Source organism: Aeromonas sp. FDAARGOS 1410 (assembly GCF_019048745.1).
GTDB classification, from domain to species: domain Bacteria; phylum Pseudomonadota; class Gammaproteobacteria; order Enterobacterales; family Aeromonadaceae; genus Aeromonas; species Aeromonas jandaei.
Window position 1 is genome coordinate 1,773,573 of record NZ_CP077401.1, and the last position, 17,261, is coordinate 1,790,833.

A 17,261-nucleotide genomic window follows, 5' to 3' on the forward strand; every position below is an offset into this window, starting at 1 on the left:
GGTACGACTCCAAAATCATTATTCTGACAAGCGAACATAGACATCGAACTGTTCACCCTGCCGCTCGACGGTCACTGTCAATTCGGTAGCGCCAGCCAGCTGCTGCATTGCCTGCATGGCCTGCATGTTGTCACGCAGATCCAGGCCGTTGATGCTGATGGCCAGATCATTGGCCTGCAGCCCGCTCTGGTTGAAGAGTTCCGGATTGTTGCCCGGATTGAGGCGATAGCCCGCCAGGCGGCCATCTACCTGAACCGGTGAAATATTGAGGTAATCGGTGATCTTGCCGGGATCGCTCATCAGCTCGCTGCGCACGGAAGAGAGCTGGGCACTACCGCCTTGTTGGGGCAGGGGCTTGCCGTACTCTTCGCCATCGAGCATCAGGGTTTCGTCGCGGCCATCGCGCTCTATGATGACCCGGTCGGGGTAGACCTGACGGATCCGAGCCTGGGTGCCGTCGATGAGCTCCCCCACGCTGTAGGAGTTCTGGATCCCCGACATGGCGATGATGGCGATGGACTTGGCGGGATCGGAGCTTGCCAGCACACCGTTGAGCTGGGCATTGAGCTGGGTCCGCGGTGCGTTGGCAGCGACCTCCTTGCTCTGCTGCACCTTGGGGATTGCCTTGCCAAACAGGGAGAGGCGGCTCACTTCACCAAGTTCAAGACGGGGAGCACTTTGGCCCGCAGTTGCAATGACCGAGGGCTGCCACGGCTGGCTGCTCTGGGGCGTGGCCAGGGCGAACAGACGCCAGGTGAGGTTGGCACACTGCTGGGCCAGCAGGATCAGCAATAGCAGAAAGACCGCCTGAGTGATGCGGGCAATGGGCAGCCGCCGGCACTGGGCCAGCAGCTTGATCAAGATCTCATCCCTGGATGGTCGGGTCATGTTCGTCAACATTGTTTCGGGCTTTGGTGCAGCTGGCTATTGTGTACGGCGAGCCGTTTGGACACAACGTTCGTGCGGTTGCAATCAGCAAAACTTGATATTTCATCACACCTTGAGCGTTCCATTGCTTATTAAAGAGGCAACCAGGTGCTTGTCAGCGCCCTGGTTGTGGCGAATCTCAGCCCTGCCAATCCTGCAGTGCCTTGAGAGTGACACTCTGGCCATCTACATCCAGCACCATGTACTCCTGAGCGATGGTAGCGAGGCGTACCCCGGGGGCAATCTCGCTCCCCTCCCGGTATTCACGGCCATTGAGCACCACGGCCCGTTTGGCGGGGTTGGATGAGAACACATGGGAGCCATAGCTGAACGCGGGCACCTGCTGGCGGATCGAAAGCGGCGCGGCATTAAGCGACATCAGCTGGGCCGGCTGGACGCTCTGGGGCACTGTACCCGACTCCTGTTGCAGCGGTGTTTCGTTGAGAGCGCGCATCAGCTGTTCGGCCAGGGTTGGTCGACTGGCGGCCGGGTTATTGGTGGCAGCTGCAACCCTGGGCTGCTGCACCACCGGCTCCGGCAGGGGAGGCGGCAGCGGCCGCGTTACCATCGCCTTGGGCTCCACTCGCACGAAGGGCGGGGTGACCACCTCTTTCACCTCGACTTTCTCCTCGATGGGGCGCAGGTGGATCAGGTGCCAGCCATAGTTGGCGCCAGCACCTAGCAGCAGGGCGAGCGGAGCAAGCAGCCAGACCAGGCGGCGGGATGTCCGCGCCTCTTCGCGGGGCATGGCAAGCCCCATGGCGGGGATACAGGTTTGTGGTTGCGGTTGCTGTGCGCGGTGCAGCGCCTTGAGCAGGGTAGACATCAGGAGGCCTCCTCCAGTCTGGGCATGGGTTCACCGGAGAGGGCGTTGAGACGGAGCAGGGTATTGCTGCCGGCGATGCCGTCAGGGTTGAGCCCCTGATCCCGCTGGAACTGCTGCAGTTTGTTCTTGAGCTCGCCATCGAAGCGACGCACCTTGCGCTCGGGCTGTTGCAGCGCGCGGCTCAGGGCATTGTCGAGCCACTGGATCTGGGCCTGCCCCGCATTGTTGCCGATCAGGCTGGCGCCCCCCTTGGGCATGCGCCAGAGCAGGGTGTAGCTGCCGCCCCAGTTGTCGCTGAGCCACTGCCTCTCAACCTGCCAGCTCTGGTTGCCGATCATCAGGCGCGCCTGCTTGGGGCCGAGAGTGACCAGGGTGGCGTAGTAGATGCCGCCCGTCTCGTCGGTAAGGCTGACCATGGCGGGGTATTGCAGATTGCGCAGCTCATCGAGGCTCGCTTCCCCCTCCTGACAGCGCAGGCCGGCGCGGGGGGCGTTGTCGCAGGTGGCATCCTCCAGCTCGGGCTCGTAGCCCCAGACCCGGTAGAGATTCTGCATTGCGCCCTCGGGGTCGAGTGCCTGATTGATCGCCTCGGTAAGCTGCTCCTGCTGCTCGGCGGTCTCATCGACGGTAACCGGTACCTCGACCTTGACCACCGGGCGGGTGGGGAAGACGCCGAAGAACTGCCAGCCCCACCAGCCAGCCGCCACCAGCAGGGAGCCAGCCAGAGCGACCGCAAGGCCGGAGAGCCAGCTCCCCTCGTCGCGGATCCCGCTCACCTCAAAGGCGGCCTGACTGATGTCGCCATGGACAATTTTGTAGCTGCCACGGGCAAAGGCGGCGATCAGGGCGCGGTCGCAGATGAGGTTGATAAGACGGGGAATGCCACCGCTCAGGCGGTGGAGGGTCTGGATTGCCCTGGGGGTAAAAATGGGCTGTACGCAGCCGGCGACCTGCAGCCGGAAGCGAACATAGGCATCGACATCGCCGGCACCCAGGGGCAGCAGGTGGTAGCGAGCGGTAATGCGCTGGGCCAGCTGGCGCAGCAGGGGCTGGCGCAACATCTGCTGCAGCTCTGGCTGACCGATCAGCACCACCTGTAGCAGCTTCTTCTCGTCGGTTTCGAGGTTGGTCAGCAGGCGCAACTGCTCCAGCACCTCTGGCAGCAGATGCTGGGCCTCATCCACCAGCACCACGCTGCGCTTGCCTGCCGCCAGATTGGCCAGCAGGTGGTCGCGAATAAGGTCGAACAGCAGCTTGATCCCCGCCTCGGTCGGGTAGGCAAGCTGAAACTCGTCACAGATGGCCGCCAGCAGATCCCGCTCGGTCAGCGAGGGATTGAGGATATAGGCGATCTCGGTCTCGGCGGGCAGCTGTTGCAGCAGGCAGCGGGAGACCGTGGTCTTGCCGGTGCCTACTTCGCCGGTCAGTAGCACAAAGCCGCCGCCATCCTGCAATCCGTAGCTGAGATGGGCCAGAGCCTCCCCGTGCCGCTCGCTCATATAGAGATATTTGGGATTGGGCGAGATGGAGAACGGGTGTTCCGAGAGGCCAAAGAACTGTGTGTACATGAGGGATTCTTTTGTGACCAGTTACAGGTAAAAAATATTTCCGGATGATAGCAAACCTCGCATTCATTGGAAGCTATCCGAGTGGACAAGAGGCAAATGACGGCACTTTCCCTTCATCTTGTGATCCAGAGTCGGGATTGTGCCGCTCAAACGGTCAAAAAATAGCGGTGATTTGCAAAAATAAGTTTATTGTCAACAGCTTGGGGAGGCGAAGTTTTCACCTGTCGGTTCGTTAACGGGTTTGCCGACTCAGCGATGGTCCTGAAATTTGGCCGCTATCTCCTTGAACTGCGCCTCGCAGGCGAGAAACGCCTTGACTATATTCGGGTCGAAGTGACAGCCGCTTCCTTTCACGATGATCTCCTTCGCTTCCTCATGGCTGAAGGCGGGTTTGTAGACCCGTTTCGAGATGAGGGCATCGTAGACATCCGCTACCGCCATCAACCGCCCGGAGAGGGGAATCACCTCACCCGCCAGCCCTGCCGGATAGCCGCTGCCATCCCACTTTTCGTGGTGGGTGAGGGAGATCTCCCGCGCCAGCCGCAGGAAGGAGTTGGAGCCCAGCTGCGCCTCGGCGCTCGCCAGCGCATCAGCACCGATCTGCGGGTGGCGCTGCATGATGGCGAACTCCTCATCGGTCAGCTTGCCCGGCTTGAGCAGGATGGCGTCGGGAATGCCCACCTTGCCGACATCGTGTAGCGGGGCCGATTTGAACAGCAGATCGATGGTGGCATCATCCAGTGGATAGCTATCCCAGTTGCTGAAGCTCAGATGCTCCGCCAGCGCCTTGACGTAGTGCTGGGTACGAATGATATGGGCGCCGGTCTCGTTGTCACGGGTCTCTGCCAGCGAGGCGAGCCCGAGAATGGCCACATCCCGGGTCAGATTGAGTTCGTCGCTGCGGGATTTCAGCTCGCCGATCATCTGATTGGTGCTGGCGGCGATAAGGCCAAACTCGTCATCCCGGGTGACCGGCACCCGGGCATCGAAGTCACCGCATTGCACTCTGGCCATGGTGCTGGTCTGGTGGCGCAGGGAGAGGCCAAGGTTGCGGCCGTAGCCGTGAATGATGAGGGCGAGATAGCTGAAGGTCACCGTCATCACGAAGGCGATCTCCCACAGGATGTAGTGCTGGGCCTCGACTCTCGGCAGGCTGCGCCCCACCGTCACCAGCCACTCCAGATCCTTGTTGAACAACAAGAAGAAGACGCCCCCCAATAAGGTGAGGGTTGCCAGGGTAAAGAGGGTGAACTTGCGTGGCAGCGGCATGGCCAGCGGATGGCTCAGTGCCAGGCTCTGCTCGGCTTGCCGTGCTCTGGCCCGATGCCAATCCCGCTCCAGAGTCAGGTCGGCCGCCACCAGAAAGCCGAGGGTGGTCATCCCCAGCAAGACCTTGAGGTGACTCTCCAGCGGAAAGTCGTGGGCCAGGGCGTTGTAGCCTGAGAGCAGCAGTGCTCCCAGCAGGTAGAAACCTACCTCCAGTCCAAACCCATCCAGCCCGTTACGCGGCAGGGGCCGCCTTGAGATCAGCCGGTTGCGCACGGCGAACATGATGGCGAACGTCACCAGGGTCGGCCCCAGCAGCTGGGGCAGGGTGAGGCTCTCAAGAAACGGGCAAACCTGCCAGCCATAGAGACAAAAGAGTGACAGGGTTACCCCGTAGTGCAGGGCGCAGCGCCCCGAGATTCTCATCATGATTTCACCTGAACAGCGTTTTTGTTGTTATGGCCGCCGCGACAGGCGCACCATCCTCAGCACCGTTGCAGCAGCAGGCTACCGATAGAGTAGCCGGCGCCAAACGAGCAGAGGACGCCGCGCGCCCCGACAGGAAGGTCGCGATTGTACAGATGAAACGCGATGATGGAACCCGCCGAGCTGGTATTACCATAGCTATCGAGAATGACCGGCGCCTCCTGCTGGTTGGCATCGTGACCGAGCAGCTTGCGACCGATGAACTGGTTCATGGTGAGGTTGGCCTGATGGAGCCAGAGCCGGCTCAGGGAGTCTGCTGCCCAACCTTGTTCATCGAGCTGGCCGGCAATCTGGTCGCACACCAGTGGCAACACCTCCTTGAACACCTTGCGACCCTGCTGGCGAAACAGCTTGTCGTCGCCGTAGCGGGTACGCGGGCTCAGCCGGTTCAAAAAGCCGAAGTTGTTGCGGATGTTGTTGGAGTACTGGGTCACCAGCTTGCTGGCTACCAGTTGCCACGGATTGGCCACCTTGCAATCGGCCTCCCGCTCCAGCAGTACCGCGGTACAGGCATCACCGAAGATAAAGTGACTGTCTCTGTCCCGGAAATTGAGGTGTCCTGAGCAGATCTCCGGATTGACCACCAGCGCCAGTTTGGCGGTGCCTGCCGCCAGCATGTCGGCGGCTGTCTTGATGCCGAAGGTGGCAGACGAGCAGGCCACGTTCATGTCAAAGGCCATGCCACTTGCTCCCAGATAGTGCTGCAGCTCGATGGAGAGGGCCGGATAGGGGCGCGGCATATTGGAGGCGGCGACAATCACCAGATCGATCTCCCCCGGCTCACGACCGGCGGCGATCAGCGCCTGCTCGGCGGCGGCCACCGCCATCTCCACCATGATGGAGGGCTTGTCATCGGGCCGCTCAGCCAGCAGCGGCTGCATGATGTCGGGGTTGAGCACCCCTTCGCGGCTCACCAGATAACGGCTTTTGATGCCGGAGGCCTTCTCGATGAACTCGCAGCTGGAGTGCTGCTTGGCGGGGAGTTGGCCGGCATCGATGGCGGAGGCGTTCTCCTCGTTGTAGAGATCCACATACTGGTTGAAGGCGGCCACCAGCTCTTCATTGCTGACGGCAAAGGGTGGGGTATAGAGGCCTGAGCCACTGATCACGATAGAGGTCATCTTTGCTCCTCGCCGGGTGCGTTCCCGGCTTGTCGGTTTATAGGGTAGAGAGGGTTAGAGCTGGTCGATCGCCGCAGCGAGACCCGCCAGGGTCAGCGGATGCATCCGTCCGCCAACCACGTCATTCATCAGTTTGATGGAGGGATGCCAGAGCCACTCCCGCCGCGGGGTGGGATTGATCCACACCAGTTTGGGAAAGTGCTGCTGCAATCGGGTGAGCCACACCTGACCCGACTCCTCGTTCCACTGCTCGACACTGCCGCCGGGCCAGGTGATCTCGTAGGGGCCCATGGTGGCATCCCCCACCAGAATCACCCGGTAGTCGCTGCCGTAGGTGCGCAGCAGGCGCAGGGTATCGAACCGCTCCTCAAAGCGGCGGGCGTTATCCTTCCAGACGAAGTCGTAGAGGCAGTTGTGAAAATAGAAGTACTCCAGATGCTTGAACTCGTGGCGCAACGCGGAGAAGAGGCGTTGTACCTCGGCTACGTGGGCATCCATGGAGCCTCCCACATCGAAAAAGACCAACAGTTTCACCCCGTTGTGGCGCTCGGGCCGCAGCTTCACATCGAGCCAACCCTGGCGGGCAGAACTTTTTATGGTGTCGTCGAGATCAAGCTCGTCGGGATTGCCTTTGCGCACCCAGCGTCTTAGCTTGCGCAGCGCGAGCTGGATGGCGCGCTGGCCGAGCGGTGAGTCGTCGCTGAAGTTGCGATAGTGACGGCCCTCCCACACCTTGGCCGCCTTGCCATGCTGCCCCTCTCCACCCATGCGGACTCCCTCTGGGTGAAAACCGCCGTGGCCAAACGGGCTGCTGCCACCGGTTCCCACCCACTTGTTGCCGCCAGCGTGGCGCTCTTTCTGCTCGTTCAGCCGCTGGTTGAGGGTCTCCAGCAGCTTGTCGAGTCCGCCGAGGGATGTGAGCAGCGCCTTCTCCTCTGGGCTCAACAGCCGTTCGAACTCCTTGCGCAGCCACTCCTCGGGCAGGCTTTCCGGCAGCAGGGGGATGGCTTCCAGTCCCTCGTAGTATTCGGCGAAGGCGCGATCGAAGCGATCGTAGTGAGCCTCGTCTTTTACCAGCAGGCAGCGGGAGAGTTGGTAGAACTCGTCCATATCGACTGCGACCAGCCTGGCAGCCAGTGCGGCGTGCAAGTCCAGCAGTTCGCGCAGGCTGCAGGGGAGCTTGTGGCGGCGCAGGTGAGTAAAAAAGTCGATCAGCATGGGTTAGCTGCCGCGCCGGGCCAGAAAGGCGAGCTTCTCGAATAGATGCAGATCCTGCTCGGTCTTGAGCAGAGCGCCATATAGCGCGGGCACCAGCTTGCCGGGCTCGCGGGCGCGCATCGCCTCGGGGGCGATATCGTCGGCCAAGAGCAGGCGGATCCAGTCCAGCAGCTCCGAGGTGGAGGGCTTCTTGCGCAGCCCCTCTACCTCGCGCAGCTCGAAGAAGAGAGCCATCGCCTCGCCAAGCAGGCTCTCCTTGAGGTCGGGGTAGTGGAGTTTGACGATGGCCTGCATCTCGGCCTTGTCGGGGAAGCGGATGTAGTGGAAGAAACAGCGGCGCAGGAAGGCATCCGGCAGCTCTTTTTCGTTGTTGGAGGTGATGATGACCACCGGCCGCTGGCGCGCCTTGACTCGCTCGCCGGTCTCGTAGACGTCGAACTCCATCCGGTCCAGCTCCAGCAGCAGATCGTTGGGGAATTCGATGTCGGCCTTGTCGATCTCGTCGATCAGCAGCACCGGTCGCTGCTCGGCGCTGAAAGCCTGCCACAGCTTGCCCTGGCGAATGTAGTGGCTGATATCGGCCACTCTGGGGTCGCCGAGCTGGGAGTCCCGCAGCCGGGCCACCGCATCATATTCGTAGAGCCCCTGTTGGGCCTTGGTGGTGGACTTGATATGCCAGGCAATGAGGTCGGTGCCGAGATGGTCGGCGACCGCTTCCGCCAGTACCGTCTTGCCGGTGCCTGGCTCCCCCTTGATCAGCAGCGGTTTTTCGAGGGTGATGGCGGCATTGACCGCCATCTTCAATGCATCGGAGGCGAGATACTGGCTGCTTCCTGAAAATCCCATAACGTCGGTTCCTTTGACGATTGGCTCCCGGAGTCAGGGGCCAGAGAGAATAAGCTCTATATGTTGTAATACCATATGGTTATAACGAATAGTCACTTCTCATTCAGAAACCACAGGGTAATCTTGTTTCATCGTCGTAACAAACACAGGGATAGCGCCATGAGCAAAATTTTTGAGGACAACAGCCAGACTATCGGTCATACCCCGCTGGTTCGTCTCAACCGTGTTACCAAAGGTCGCGTGCTGGCCAAGATCGAGAGCCGCAACCCCAGCTTCAGCGTCAAGTGCCGTATCGGTGCCAACCTGATCTGGGATGCCGAGAAGCGCGGCATCCTGACCAAGGGGAAGGAGATCATTGAGCCCACCAGCGGCAACACGGGTATTGCTCTGGCCTTTGTCGCGGCTGCTCGCGGCTATCCCATTACCCTGACCATGCCGGCCACCATGAGCCTGGAGCGCCGCAAGCTGCTCAAGGCGCTCGGTGCCAATCTGGTGCTGACCGAAGGACCGCTTGGCATGAAAGGGGCCATTGCCAAGGCCAACGAGATCCTCGAGTCCGAGCCGGGCAAGTATGTGTTGTTGCAACAGTTTGAAAACCCGGCCAACCCGGAGATCCACGAAAAGACCACAGGCCCCGAGATTTGGGATGCCACTGACGGTGAGGTGGATGTGTTCGTAGCGGGGGTCGGTACCGGTGGCACCATTACCGGTGTCTCCCGCTACCTGAAAAAGACTCAGGGCAAGGCGGTGGTCTCTGTCGCCGTTGAGCCTGCCGAGTCGCCGGTCATCAGCCAGAAGCTGGCCGGTGAAGAGATCAAACCGGGCCCCCACAAGATCCAGGGTATTGGTGCCGGCTTTATTCCGGGCAACCTCGACCTCTCCCTGATTGACCGTGTCGAGCAGGTGACCAGTGACGAAGCTATCGAGATGGCTCGCCGCCTGATGGAGGAGGAGGGGATCCTGGCAGGTATCAGCTCCGGTGCTGCTGTGGTGGCTGCCAGCCGTCTGGCCGAGCTGCCGGAGTTTGAAGGAAAAACGATAGTCGTCATCCTGCCGAGCGCCGCGGAGCGCTACCTCTCCAGTGCCCTGTTTGCTGGCGTATTCAGCGAGCAAGAACTGCAGCAGTAAACCACAAGATTGCACTGACCAGACGGCGCTCCCAGGAGCGCCGTTTCTTTATGGGCTAGACTCTGCATCGCCCAGCGCCAGTCGGGCCCTTATTTTTTGGGGTAAAATAACAAGCTCCGGAGCGAGAAAAAAAGCAGACATTCTGTGATAAATCTCATATCCTGTGCGGCGTCACGCGGTGTCTGATGGTCAGGTATCACAAAGTAACAAAGTGTTATTTTTCGTTATAAAATAATTTCAGGCCAGTCCTGATGCGGCTTGTAGCCCAATAACGGAAAAATCCCGACCAAGACACCGAAATACTGCACAGAAAATTGACCTGGATTAAACCATTGCGGGTCTGCTTTCGTTACTTTACAACATATCCATACTGACACGGTGGGTCAGGTTGTCTGAAAAGCGACCAGCTCACTAAAAAATATCAATAATATGGGGTGAAACCATGTACGAGAAGTCTGTTGTTATTACTGCTGAAAACGGCCTGCACACCCGTCCGGCAGCTCAGTTCGTGAAAGAAGCCAAAGAATTCCAAAGCGAGATCACTGTGGTCTCCGGTGGCAAATCCGCCAGCGCCAAGAGCCTGTTCAAGCTGCAGACTCTGGGTCTGACCAAAGGCACCAACGTGACCATCCAGGCCGACGGCCCGGACGCTCAGAAAGCCGTTGAGAAGCTGGTTGCCCTGATGGACGAGCTGGAGTAATCCAGCTTTACTCCTCCCCCACAGTCGTTTTAATAGGAAGGATTATGATATCTGGCATTCTTGCGTCCCCCGGTATCGCATTCGGTAAGGCGCTTCTTCTGAAAGAAGATGAAATCGTTATCAATCAGGGCAAGATCTCTGCTGACCAGATTGATGCCGAGATCAACCGCTTCCTCGAAGCCCGCACCAAGTCAGCTGCACAGCTGGAAGCCATCAAAGAGATGGCCGGTCGCACCTTCGGCGAAGAAAAAGAGGCCATCTTCGAAGGCCACATCATGTTGCTCGAAGATGAAGAGCTGGAAGGGGATATCAAATCCTTCATCAAAGATAACAAGGCATCCGCCGACAAAGCCATCTACGAGGTGATCGAACAGTACGCCAAGATGATGGCCGAGCTGGACGACCCCTATCTGCGCGAGCGCGCAACCGACTTCCGTGACATCGGTACCCGTCTGGTCAAGAACGTACTGGGCATCGCCGTTGTCAACCTGAGCACCATCGACGAAGAGGTGATCCTGGTCGCCAAAGACCTGACCCCGTCCGAAACTGCTCAGATCAACCTGAAATATGTGCTGGGTTTCGTTACCGACATCGGTGGCCGTACCTCCCACACCTCCATCATGGCCCGCTCTCTGGAGCTGCCGGCCATCGTGGGCACCAACGACATCACCGATCGCGTCAAGAACGGTGAGATGATCCTGCTCGACGCCATCAACAACAAAGTTGTGATCAACCCGAGCGAAGCCGAGCTGACCCAGTTCAAAGAGACTCAGGCCCGTTATCAGGCTGAGAAAGACGAGCTCGCCAAGCTGAAAGATCTGCCTGCCATCACTCTGGATGGTCATCAGGTCGAAGTGTGTGCCAACATCGGTACCGTCAAGGATACCGAAGGTGCCATCCGCAATGGCGCCGAAGGCGTGGGTCTGTACCGTACCGAGTTCCTGTTCATGGACCGTGACGCGCTGCCTACCGAAGACGAGCAGTTCAAAGCCTACAAAGAAGTGGCCGAAGCGATGCCGGATCAGCCGATCATCGTGCGTACCATGGACATTGGCGGCGACAAAGAGCTGCCGTACATGAATTTCCCGAAAGAGATGAACCCCTTCCTGGGCTGGCGTGCAGTGCGTATTTTCTTCGACCGCGAAGACATCATGCACGCTCAGCTGCGGGCCATTCTGCGTGCGTCTGCCTTTGGCAAACTGCGCATCATGTTCCCGATGATCATCTCTGTCGAAGAGTTCCGTAGCCTGAAAGCTACCGTAGAGACGCTGAAAGCTGAACTGCGCGCCGAAGGCAAAGCCTTTGATGAATCCATCGAAGTGGGTATCATGATCGAGACCCCGGCTGCTGCCGTCATGGCTCATCATCTTGCCAAGGAAGTGGATTTCTTCAGTATCGGTACCAACGACCTGACCCAGTACACCCTGGCTGTCGACCGTGGTAACGAGATGATCTCCGCGATGTACAACCCGCTGTCACCCTCCGTCCTGACCCTGATCAAGATGGTTATCGATGCATCCCATGCCGAAGGCAAGTGGACCGGTATGTGTGGTGAACTGGCTGGTGACGAGCGTGCCACCCTGCTGCTGCTGGGTATGGGTCTGGATGAGTTCTCCATGAGCGCCATCTCTGTACCGCGTATCAAGAAGCTTATCCGCAACACCAACTTCGAAGATGTGAAGGCAATGGCTGATCAAGCACTGAGCTTTGCCACCGCTGCTGAAATCGAAGCATGCGTAGATAACTTTATTAAGCAGAAGGCAGTCTGCTAAGATCGGCTGCAAACAGCGAAAAATCATCTCTAGGAGCTTTATATGGGTCTGTTCGACAAACTGAAGAAACTGGTTTCCGACGATAGCTCTGACACCGGTGGCATCGAAATCTTTGCTCCGCTGTCTGGCGAAATCGTGCCGATCGAAGATGTGCCTGATGTCGTCTTCGCCGAGAAAATCGTTGGTGACGGTATCGCCATCAAGCCGGCTGGCAACAAGATGGTTGCTCCGTGCGACGGTACCATCGGCAAGATTTTCGAGACCAACCACGCGTTCTCTCTGGAATCTGACTCTGGCATCGAGCTGTTCGTTCACTTCGGTATCGACACCGTTGAGCTGAAAGGCGAAGGCTTCAAGCGTATCGCTCAGGAAGGCCAGCAGGTCAAGCGTGGCGACACCATCATCGAGTTCGATTTGGCCGTTCTGGAAGCGAAAGCCAAGTCTACCCTGACTCCGGTGGTCATCTCCAACATGGACGAGATCAAAGAGCTGGTGAAGATGACTGGTGCCGTGACTGTGGGCGAGACCCCGGTGATCCGCATCAAGAAATAAGCCGTGACAGGCCAAGCGCCTGTTACTGCAACAAAAAACCGAAGCCTTGTGCTTCGGTTTTTTTATGGCTGCGATCCGGTCCAGAACCCCTTTCCTCTCCTCCCTTACTCTTTCGCGACCACCACCCGGTTACGCCCCTGCTCCTTGGCGAGGTAAAGTGCCCGATCCGCCATCATCAGCAGGTAGTCGATGCTCTGATCGCCCCGGGTAGCGGCGCAGCCAAGGCTGATGGTGAGAGTGATACTCTGTCCCTGCCATGGCATGATCAGCTCGCTGACCTGCTGGCGCAGCCGTTCGGCCCGGCAGGTGGCCTGCTCCAGCGTGTGATCCGGCAAGATCAGCAGAAACTCCTCGCCGCCCCAGCGGGCCAGGCACTCCCCCGGTTGCAGCAGTTCTGTCATGGTTTCGGCAACGGCGCAGAGCGCCGCATCCCCCGCAGGGTGACCGTAGCGGTCGTTGATCTGCTTGAAGTGGTCGATATCGCCCAGCACCAGGGCAAAGGCATCGCCCTGCATCCGGTGGGATTGCAGCTGCTGCTCGGCACCACGACGGTTGCACAGCTCGGTGAGGGGGTCGGTACAGGAGAGGCGGCTCACCTCTTCCACCATGCACTGCAGGTCGTGAATGTCGCGGAAGGTGACGATATGGCCATTCGGGATGGCATCGGCCCCCAGCTGGGCCGTTACCACGAACCAGCGGTGCTGGCCATTCTTGCAGCGGATCAGGGCGGGCATCTCCGCCACTTCTCGCCCCTCTTGCAAAGAGCGCTCTACCTCGGTGTGCCAGGCCTGAATGATCGCGCTGCGGTAGGTTGCATCCGGATAGGCGAGGCGGAACCAGCTGGCCATATCGGGCAGATCGGCCAGGTCATACCCGAGCTGCTCGCGAAAGGCGCGGTTGAGAAAGCGATGGCGACGCACAGGGATGCTGTCACCGGTATCGGGCAGACCCTCGCGGCGCGCCACCGATTCTGACACCAGAATGGGGAGCGGTATCACGTCAAAGGAACGAAACAGGATCTGCTGCAGTTCTCTCTCTTCCATCGTCACGTGGTGCTCCCTGATCCTTTTGTCACTTTCTCTAACATAGGTTAGCCAGCGCAGGTGGTAAATGGATTTCTGGGGCGCGGCGGGGGAGAGCTATCGTCTCATCTGAAAGCAGGGGAAAAGGGGGCTGGAGCAGCATGTTGCACCGGTTCGGAGGGGGTCGCTGGGTGTCTGCCGATGTCACCAGAGCGGCTTGCGGCAATGATTCAACGCGTTTAGCGGCTTATTTTATAAACAATTTTGTTTATAAAATAACGGTATTCTGGCGCCACAGAGGGCAACACTTGCCGGGTGGCCACCTCCCCAGGGCTTGCCGAGCCTTCTCCGATCCGCTGACCGATCATGTGAACGCAATAAAAAAGCCGCTCACACAGGTGAGCGGCTTTGCTGGTTTCTCTTCCCTTAAGCGGGCTGTTTGCCCTCGTCAGCGGGAGGTGGCGGCAGGGCGCCGGAGTTGGATTCGACCTTCTGCTCCTCCCCCTGCATGTTCTTGATGTAGACATCCATCTGGTTGAAGGCGATCTCGATGCCGTTCTCGCGGAACAGCTGGTCGATCTTGCGGTTCAACTCGTCCACCGCCGGGTTGCGATCCCCCAGCTCGCTCACGAAGAAGCGCAGCTCGTGATCCAGGGTGCTGGCACCGAAGGTGAGGAAGTAGACGATGGGCGCCGGGTCTTTCAGCACGCGGCTGTTCTCGTCCGCCGCCTGTTTGAGCAGGGTGCGGGTCAGCTCCAGATCGGAACCGTATGCCACGCCTACCCGCACGATGACCCGGGTCACGGTGTCACTCAGCGACCAGTTGATCAGCCGCTCGGTCATCAGCTGCTGGTTGGGGATGATCACCTCTTTGCGGTCGAAGTCGGTCAGGGTGGTGGCGCGAATGCGGATCCGCGAGACGGTACCCGAGAAGGAGCCGATGGTGACGGTGTCACCGATCCGCACCGGACGCTCGAACAGGATGATGATGCCGGAGACGAAGTTGGAGAGGATCTCCTTCATGCCAAAACCGATACCGACTGACAGACCACCCGCTACCCACTGCAGCTTGTCCCACTGCACGCCCATCATGGAGAGGGCGGTGAGGGAGCCGAAGCCGATCAGTACGTAGTTGAGCATGGTGGTGATGGCGTAGGCCGTCCCCTGAGCCAGATTGAGCTTGGAGAGCACCAGCACCTCCAGCAAGCCCGGCAGGTTGCGTGCCAGCGACCAGGCGCCACCGAGCATCAGGAGGCCGATCAGCACGTCACTCAGGCTGATGGGGAAGAGCACGGCATTGGCACCGGTGCCTTCAGTGCGGTGCCACAGCACCATGCTGTCGAGATAGGAGAATACCGCGACCAGATCGGACCAGAGCCAGTAGAAGGCGACGCCGAAGATCAGCATCAGCACGGTACGGGTCAGACGCAGGGACTGCTGGCTGACATCCTCCAGATCCATCGGCTGCTCTTCGATGGACTCGCCACCTTCCGCATCTTCCGAAGATTTGTGCTCACGTTTGGCCACCGCGCGGCGGTAGGCCAGACGACGGGCCGCCAGCTCCAGCCCGCGCAGGGCGGTGCGGTAGACCAGGCTCCAGATGATCAGCAGATAGAAGGATTCGATCAGGCGACCGGTGAGCTTGAGCGCGGTGTAGTAGTAGCCGAGTACCGCCAGCACGATCAGCGCCACCGGGGCCAGGGCCAGCGCAATGGCAGTCATGGTCTGGGCCATGCTCGCCTCGCCCTTGATGCGGGCGCGGGAGATGGGAAACACCAGATAGGCGGCCAGCGCCAGCAGGATCAGGGTGAGAGCCTGACCAATCACGTCGTTGCCCAGAGAGGAGGGTTCTACCACCGCCTTGGTCGACAGCATGATGAGGGGCAGCAGCGGCAACCAGAGGTAGCGCATGCTGTTGCGCTTGGCCTGCAACTCGGCGCGCGGGATGCGGAAGTGGGATTCACCGAGTCCGCCCGGGCGCATCACCGCCATGTAGATGCTGAAGACCAGATAGCTGAGGGCCAGGTTCAGAGTGATCTGGAAGATGAGCTTGGGGCTCAGCAGACCACAGTAGGTGAGCAGCAGGCCGCCCGCCAGAATGAACAGGCTGCCCGGCAGGCGCTGCAACAGGGTAAAGAAGAGTGCGCGCGGGGTGTGCCACTGGCTGTCCTGACGGAAGCGGCCCAGATCCTTGGCAATCTTTTTCTGGCGTTCGGCCAGTGCCGGACGCTTCCACATCAGCAGGCCGCCGATCAGCAGCAGCGGGAAGGCGAGCAGGGAGATCCCCAGCAGCTCTTCGCGCCACTGGCTCCAGTCCGGTTTTAGCACCCAGTCGGAGGCCTGTTTGTAGGCCTGGGCGGGCCAGCTGATAAACCACTTGAAGTCGATCGGTTTGTTGCTGCTTACCCAGAAGATGTGCTGTTGCAGGGTAAATTCGATAGAGGCATAGACCCGCGCCAGCTGCTGCTGGGTCAGCTGCAGGCTGATGGCGTTGGTGAGCTGGCTGTCGAGCTGGCGGTTGAGCTGATCGAGCAGGTTGATGCGGGTATCGATGAGTTTGGCCAGGCTCTCCTTGTCTTCATCGCTGACCGGCTCCTTGCTGCTCGCGATCAGGTTATCCAGATAGAGGTTCTTCTGGAACAGCTGGTCACGCTGCTGACTCAGCTCGAACTGGGCCAGATGCAGATCGGCGATCTGCTCTTCCAGGTTTTTCACGGCGATGGTGGGCGCCGCTTCCAGCTGTTGATAGAGCTGATAGAGGATGCGTGACAGCAGCAGATTGCCCTTGAGCATCTGCACCTGTTCGTTGAGGTTGCGCTCGGTCTGGGTGCCGCGCTCCAGCCAGCTCTTGGCCTGCAGGTTTTTCTGGACCAGCGAGTTGAGGTTGGTGGTGGCGCTGATGAGTTGCTGGCTGAGCTGGTGGTTGAGAACCTGCTCTTTTTGTACCAGCGGGCTGTCTTCGGTCGCTACCAGCTCGCCGGTCTGCTCGGCGGTTTTCTCGGTGTCGCCGAGGCGCTTGGCGCTGCTCTGCTCCTGCAGCAGTTGCAGCTTCTGCTCTTCACTGGTGAGGCGGGCGTTCTGGTAGTCGCGCTGTTTGACCGCCAGATCCTGCATGCTGGTACGGTTGTCCAGATCCTTTTGCAGCTGGGAAAGTTGCAGGTCGAGCAGTGCCAGCTCGGTATTGAGCTTCATCTTCTCGGCGCTGCTGACGCTCTCGCCGGCATTAAGGCGGCTGCGGATCTCCTGACTGCGCTGGTAGGCGCGGCTCATGCTGCTCTGGGCGCGCTCCGGCAGGGTCTGCAGGTTGGTGAGCTGGCTGCCGATGGCGCCGAGCGCCTCCTGGGCGGCCTGCATGTTGGCCAGCACATCGGGCTGGCGGTTGTCGAGCTCGGCCAGACTCATGCTGGCGTATTCGCTCTTGATCTGCTCCGGGCTCTTGCCCTGGGTCAGGTCGTTGAGCTTGGCGCTGATGTCGCGCAGCTCACCCGGCAGATTGCGAATGCGCTGGGCCTGCGCCTTGGCTTTCGCCTCCTCCTTGTCGATGCTGTCGAGCAGGGTGAGGGTTTCAGTCAGAAACTTCTGGTCGGCCTGCTGGCTGACGGTCAGGGTCTCGGATTTGCCCAGATTGTCCAGCGCCCGCTGGACGGAAGCGCGGGATGGAACATCCTGCGCCATGGCTTGCGGGGCACCGCAGAGGCTGACGAGTAGGCAGAGCAGCGGCAACAGGATGGCCGATGCTCTCTTGAAGGGTGTTGATTGCATATAACTTCCGGGTTATTGCGCGGTAATTGGGAAATTTCCCACCTGGATTAAATCCGCGGGGATTCTA

Annotated in this window: 13 protein-coding genes; 4 read left to right on the forward strand and 9 right to left on the reverse strand. The window is 59.8% G+C overall.

The window, feature by feature from the left end; all coding sequences use genetic code 11:
- Positions 1-18 precede the first annotated feature (18 nt).
- The 7 genes from exeC to I6L40_RS08535 form a co-directional block, all read right to left on the reverse strand.
- Complete coding sequence (gene exeC / locus I6L40_RS08505; RefSeq protein WP_254204088.1) at positions 19-861, reverse strand: GspC family type II secretion system variant ExeC; 843 nt, start codon at positions 859-861, stop codon at positions 19-21.
- Positions 862-1,066: 205 nt separating this feature from the next.
- Complete coding sequence (gene exeB, locus I6L40_RS08510; RefSeq protein ID WP_216995288.1) at positions 1,067-1,753, reverse strand: GspB family T2SS assembly factor variant ExeB; 687 nt, start codon at positions 1,751-1,753, stop codon at positions 1,067-1,069.
- On the reverse strand, positions 1,753-3,321 hold the full coding sequence (locus I6L40_RS08515; protein WP_071912049.1) for an ExeA family protein: 1,569 nt from the start codon (positions 3,319-3,321) through the stop codon (positions 1,753-1,755). Before I6L40_RS08515 ends, exeB begins: the two co-directional genes overlap by 1 nt.
- A 249-nt stretch (positions 3,322-3,570) precedes the next feature.
- Entirely contained in the window at positions 3,571-5,016 is a 1,446-nt protein-coding gene (locus I6L40_RS08520; protein WP_216995289.1) for an HD domain-containing phosphohydrolase, read from the reverse strand.
- Between the two features lie 56 nt (positions 5,017-5,072).
- Complete coding sequence (locus I6L40_RS08525; RefSeq protein WP_216995290.1) at positions 5,073-6,194, reverse strand: beta-ketoacyl-ACP synthase III; 1,122 nt, start codon at positions 6,192-6,194, stop codon at positions 5,073-5,075.
- 54 nt (positions 6,195-6,248) lie between these two features.
- Positions 6,249-7,412: a VWA domain-containing protein gene (locus I6L40_RS08530; protein ID WP_216995291.1), complete on the reverse strand. Its 1,164-nt coding sequence runs from the start codon at positions 7,410-7,412 to the stop codon at positions 6,249-6,251.
- A gap of 3 nt (positions 7,413-7,415) precedes the next feature.
- On the reverse strand, positions 7,416-8,258 hold the full coding sequence (locus tag I6L40_RS08535) for a MoxR family ATPase (protein ID WP_042083672.1): 843 nt from the start codon (positions 8,256-8,258) through the stop codon (positions 7,416-7,418).
- Between the two features lie 159 nt (positions 8,259-8,417).
- Here I6L40_RS08535 and cysK point away from each other — a divergent pair, with 159 nt between their 5' ends.
- The 4 genes from cysK (at position 8,418) to crr (ending at position 12,410) form a co-directional block, all read left to right on the forward strand.
- Positions 8,418-9,386, forward strand: coding sequence for a cysteine synthase A (gene cysK, locus I6L40_RS08540; protein WP_005347490.1), 969 nt, complete (start codon positions 8,418-8,420; stop codon positions 9,384-9,386).
- A 442-nt stretch (positions 9,387-9,828) separates the two neighbouring features.
- Positions 9,829-10,086: an HPr family phosphocarrier protein gene (locus tag I6L40_RS08545; protein ID WP_005303128.1), complete on the forward strand. Its 258-nt coding sequence runs from the start codon at positions 9,829-9,831 to the stop codon at positions 10,084-10,086.
- A 44-nt stretch (positions 10,087-10,130) separates the two neighbouring features.
- Positions 10,131-11,858, forward strand: a complete 1,728-nt coding sequence (ptsI, locus tag I6L40_RS08550) for a phosphoenolpyruvate-protein phosphotransferase PtsI (RefSeq protein WP_041208245.1) — start codon at positions 10,131-10,133, stop codon at positions 11,856-11,858.
- 42 nt (positions 11,859-11,900) lie between these two features.
- Complete coding sequence (gene crr / locus I6L40_RS08555; RefSeq protein ID WP_005303134.1) at positions 11,901-12,410, forward strand: PTS glucose transporter subunit IIA; 510 nt, start codon at positions 11,901-11,903, stop codon at positions 12,408-12,410.
- 104 nt (positions 12,411-12,514) lie between these two features.
- Here the strand turns inward: crr and I6L40_RS08560 are convergent, their stop codons facing one another.
- Positions 12,515-13,453: a sensor domain-containing diguanylate cyclase gene (locus tag I6L40_RS08560; RefSeq protein WP_071912038.1), complete on the reverse strand. Its 939-nt coding sequence runs from the start codon at positions 13,451-13,453 to the stop codon at positions 12,515-12,517.
- A 405-nt stretch (positions 13,454-13,858) separates the two neighbouring features.
- Positions 13,859-17,194 carry a mechanosensitive channel MscK gene (mscK, locus tag I6L40_RS08565; protein ID WP_071912036.1) on the reverse strand — a complete coding sequence of 1,112 codons (3,336 nt, stop codon included), beginning with the start codon at positions 17,192-17,194 and terminating at the stop codon, positions 13,859-13,861.
- Between the last annotated feature and the right edge of the window lie 67 nt (positions 17,195-17,261).

Excerpts from the sequence above, each read along its gene's own strand:
- exeB (WP_216995288.1), bottom strand. The coding sequence starts at position 1,753 with ATGTCTACCCTGCTCAAGGCGCTGCACCGCGCACAGCAACCGCAACCA.
- I6L40_RS08515 (WP_071912049.1), bottom strand. The coding sequence starts at position 3,321 with ATGTACACACAGTTCTTTGGCCTCTCGGAACACCCGTTCTCCATCTCG.
- I6L40_RS08520 (WP_216995289.1), bottom strand. The coding sequence starts at position 5,016 with ATGATGAGAATCTCGGGGCGCTGCGCCCTGCACTACGGGGTAACCCTG.
- I6L40_RS08525 (WP_216995290.1), bottom strand. The coding sequence starts at position 6,194 with ATGACCTCTATCGTGATCAGTGGCTCAGGCCTCTATACCCCACCCTTT.
- I6L40_RS08530 (WP_216995291.1), bottom strand. The coding sequence starts at position 7,412 with ATGCTGATCGACTTTTTTACTCACCTGCGCCGCCACAAGCTCCCCTGC.
- I6L40_RS08535 (WP_042083672.1), bottom strand. The coding sequence starts at position 8,258 with ATGGGATTTTCAGGAAGCAGCCAGTATCTCGCCTCCGATGCATTGAAG.
- cysK (WP_005347490.1), top strand. The coding sequence starts at position 8,418 with ATGAGCAAAATTTTTGAGGACAACAGCCAGACTATCGGTCATACCCCG.
- I6L40_RS08545 (WP_005303128.1), top strand. The coding sequence starts at position 9,829 with ATGTACGAGAAGTCTGTTGTTATTACTGCTGAAAACGGCCTGCACACC.
- ptsI (WP_041208245.1), top strand. The coding sequence starts at position 10,131 with ATGATATCTGGCATTCTTGCGTCCCCCGGTATCGCATTCGGTAAGGCG.
- crr (WP_005303134.1), top strand. The coding sequence starts at position 11,901 with ATGGGTCTGTTCGACAAACTGAAGAAACTGGTTTCCGACGATAGCTCT.
- I6L40_RS08560 (WP_071912038.1), bottom strand. The coding sequence starts at position 13,453 with ATGGAAGAGAGAGAACTGCAGCAGATCCTGTTTCGTTCCTTTGACGTG.
- mscK (WP_071912036.1), bottom strand. The coding sequence starts at position 17,194 with ATGCAATCAACACCCTTCAAGAGAGCATCGGCCATCCTGTTGCCGCTG.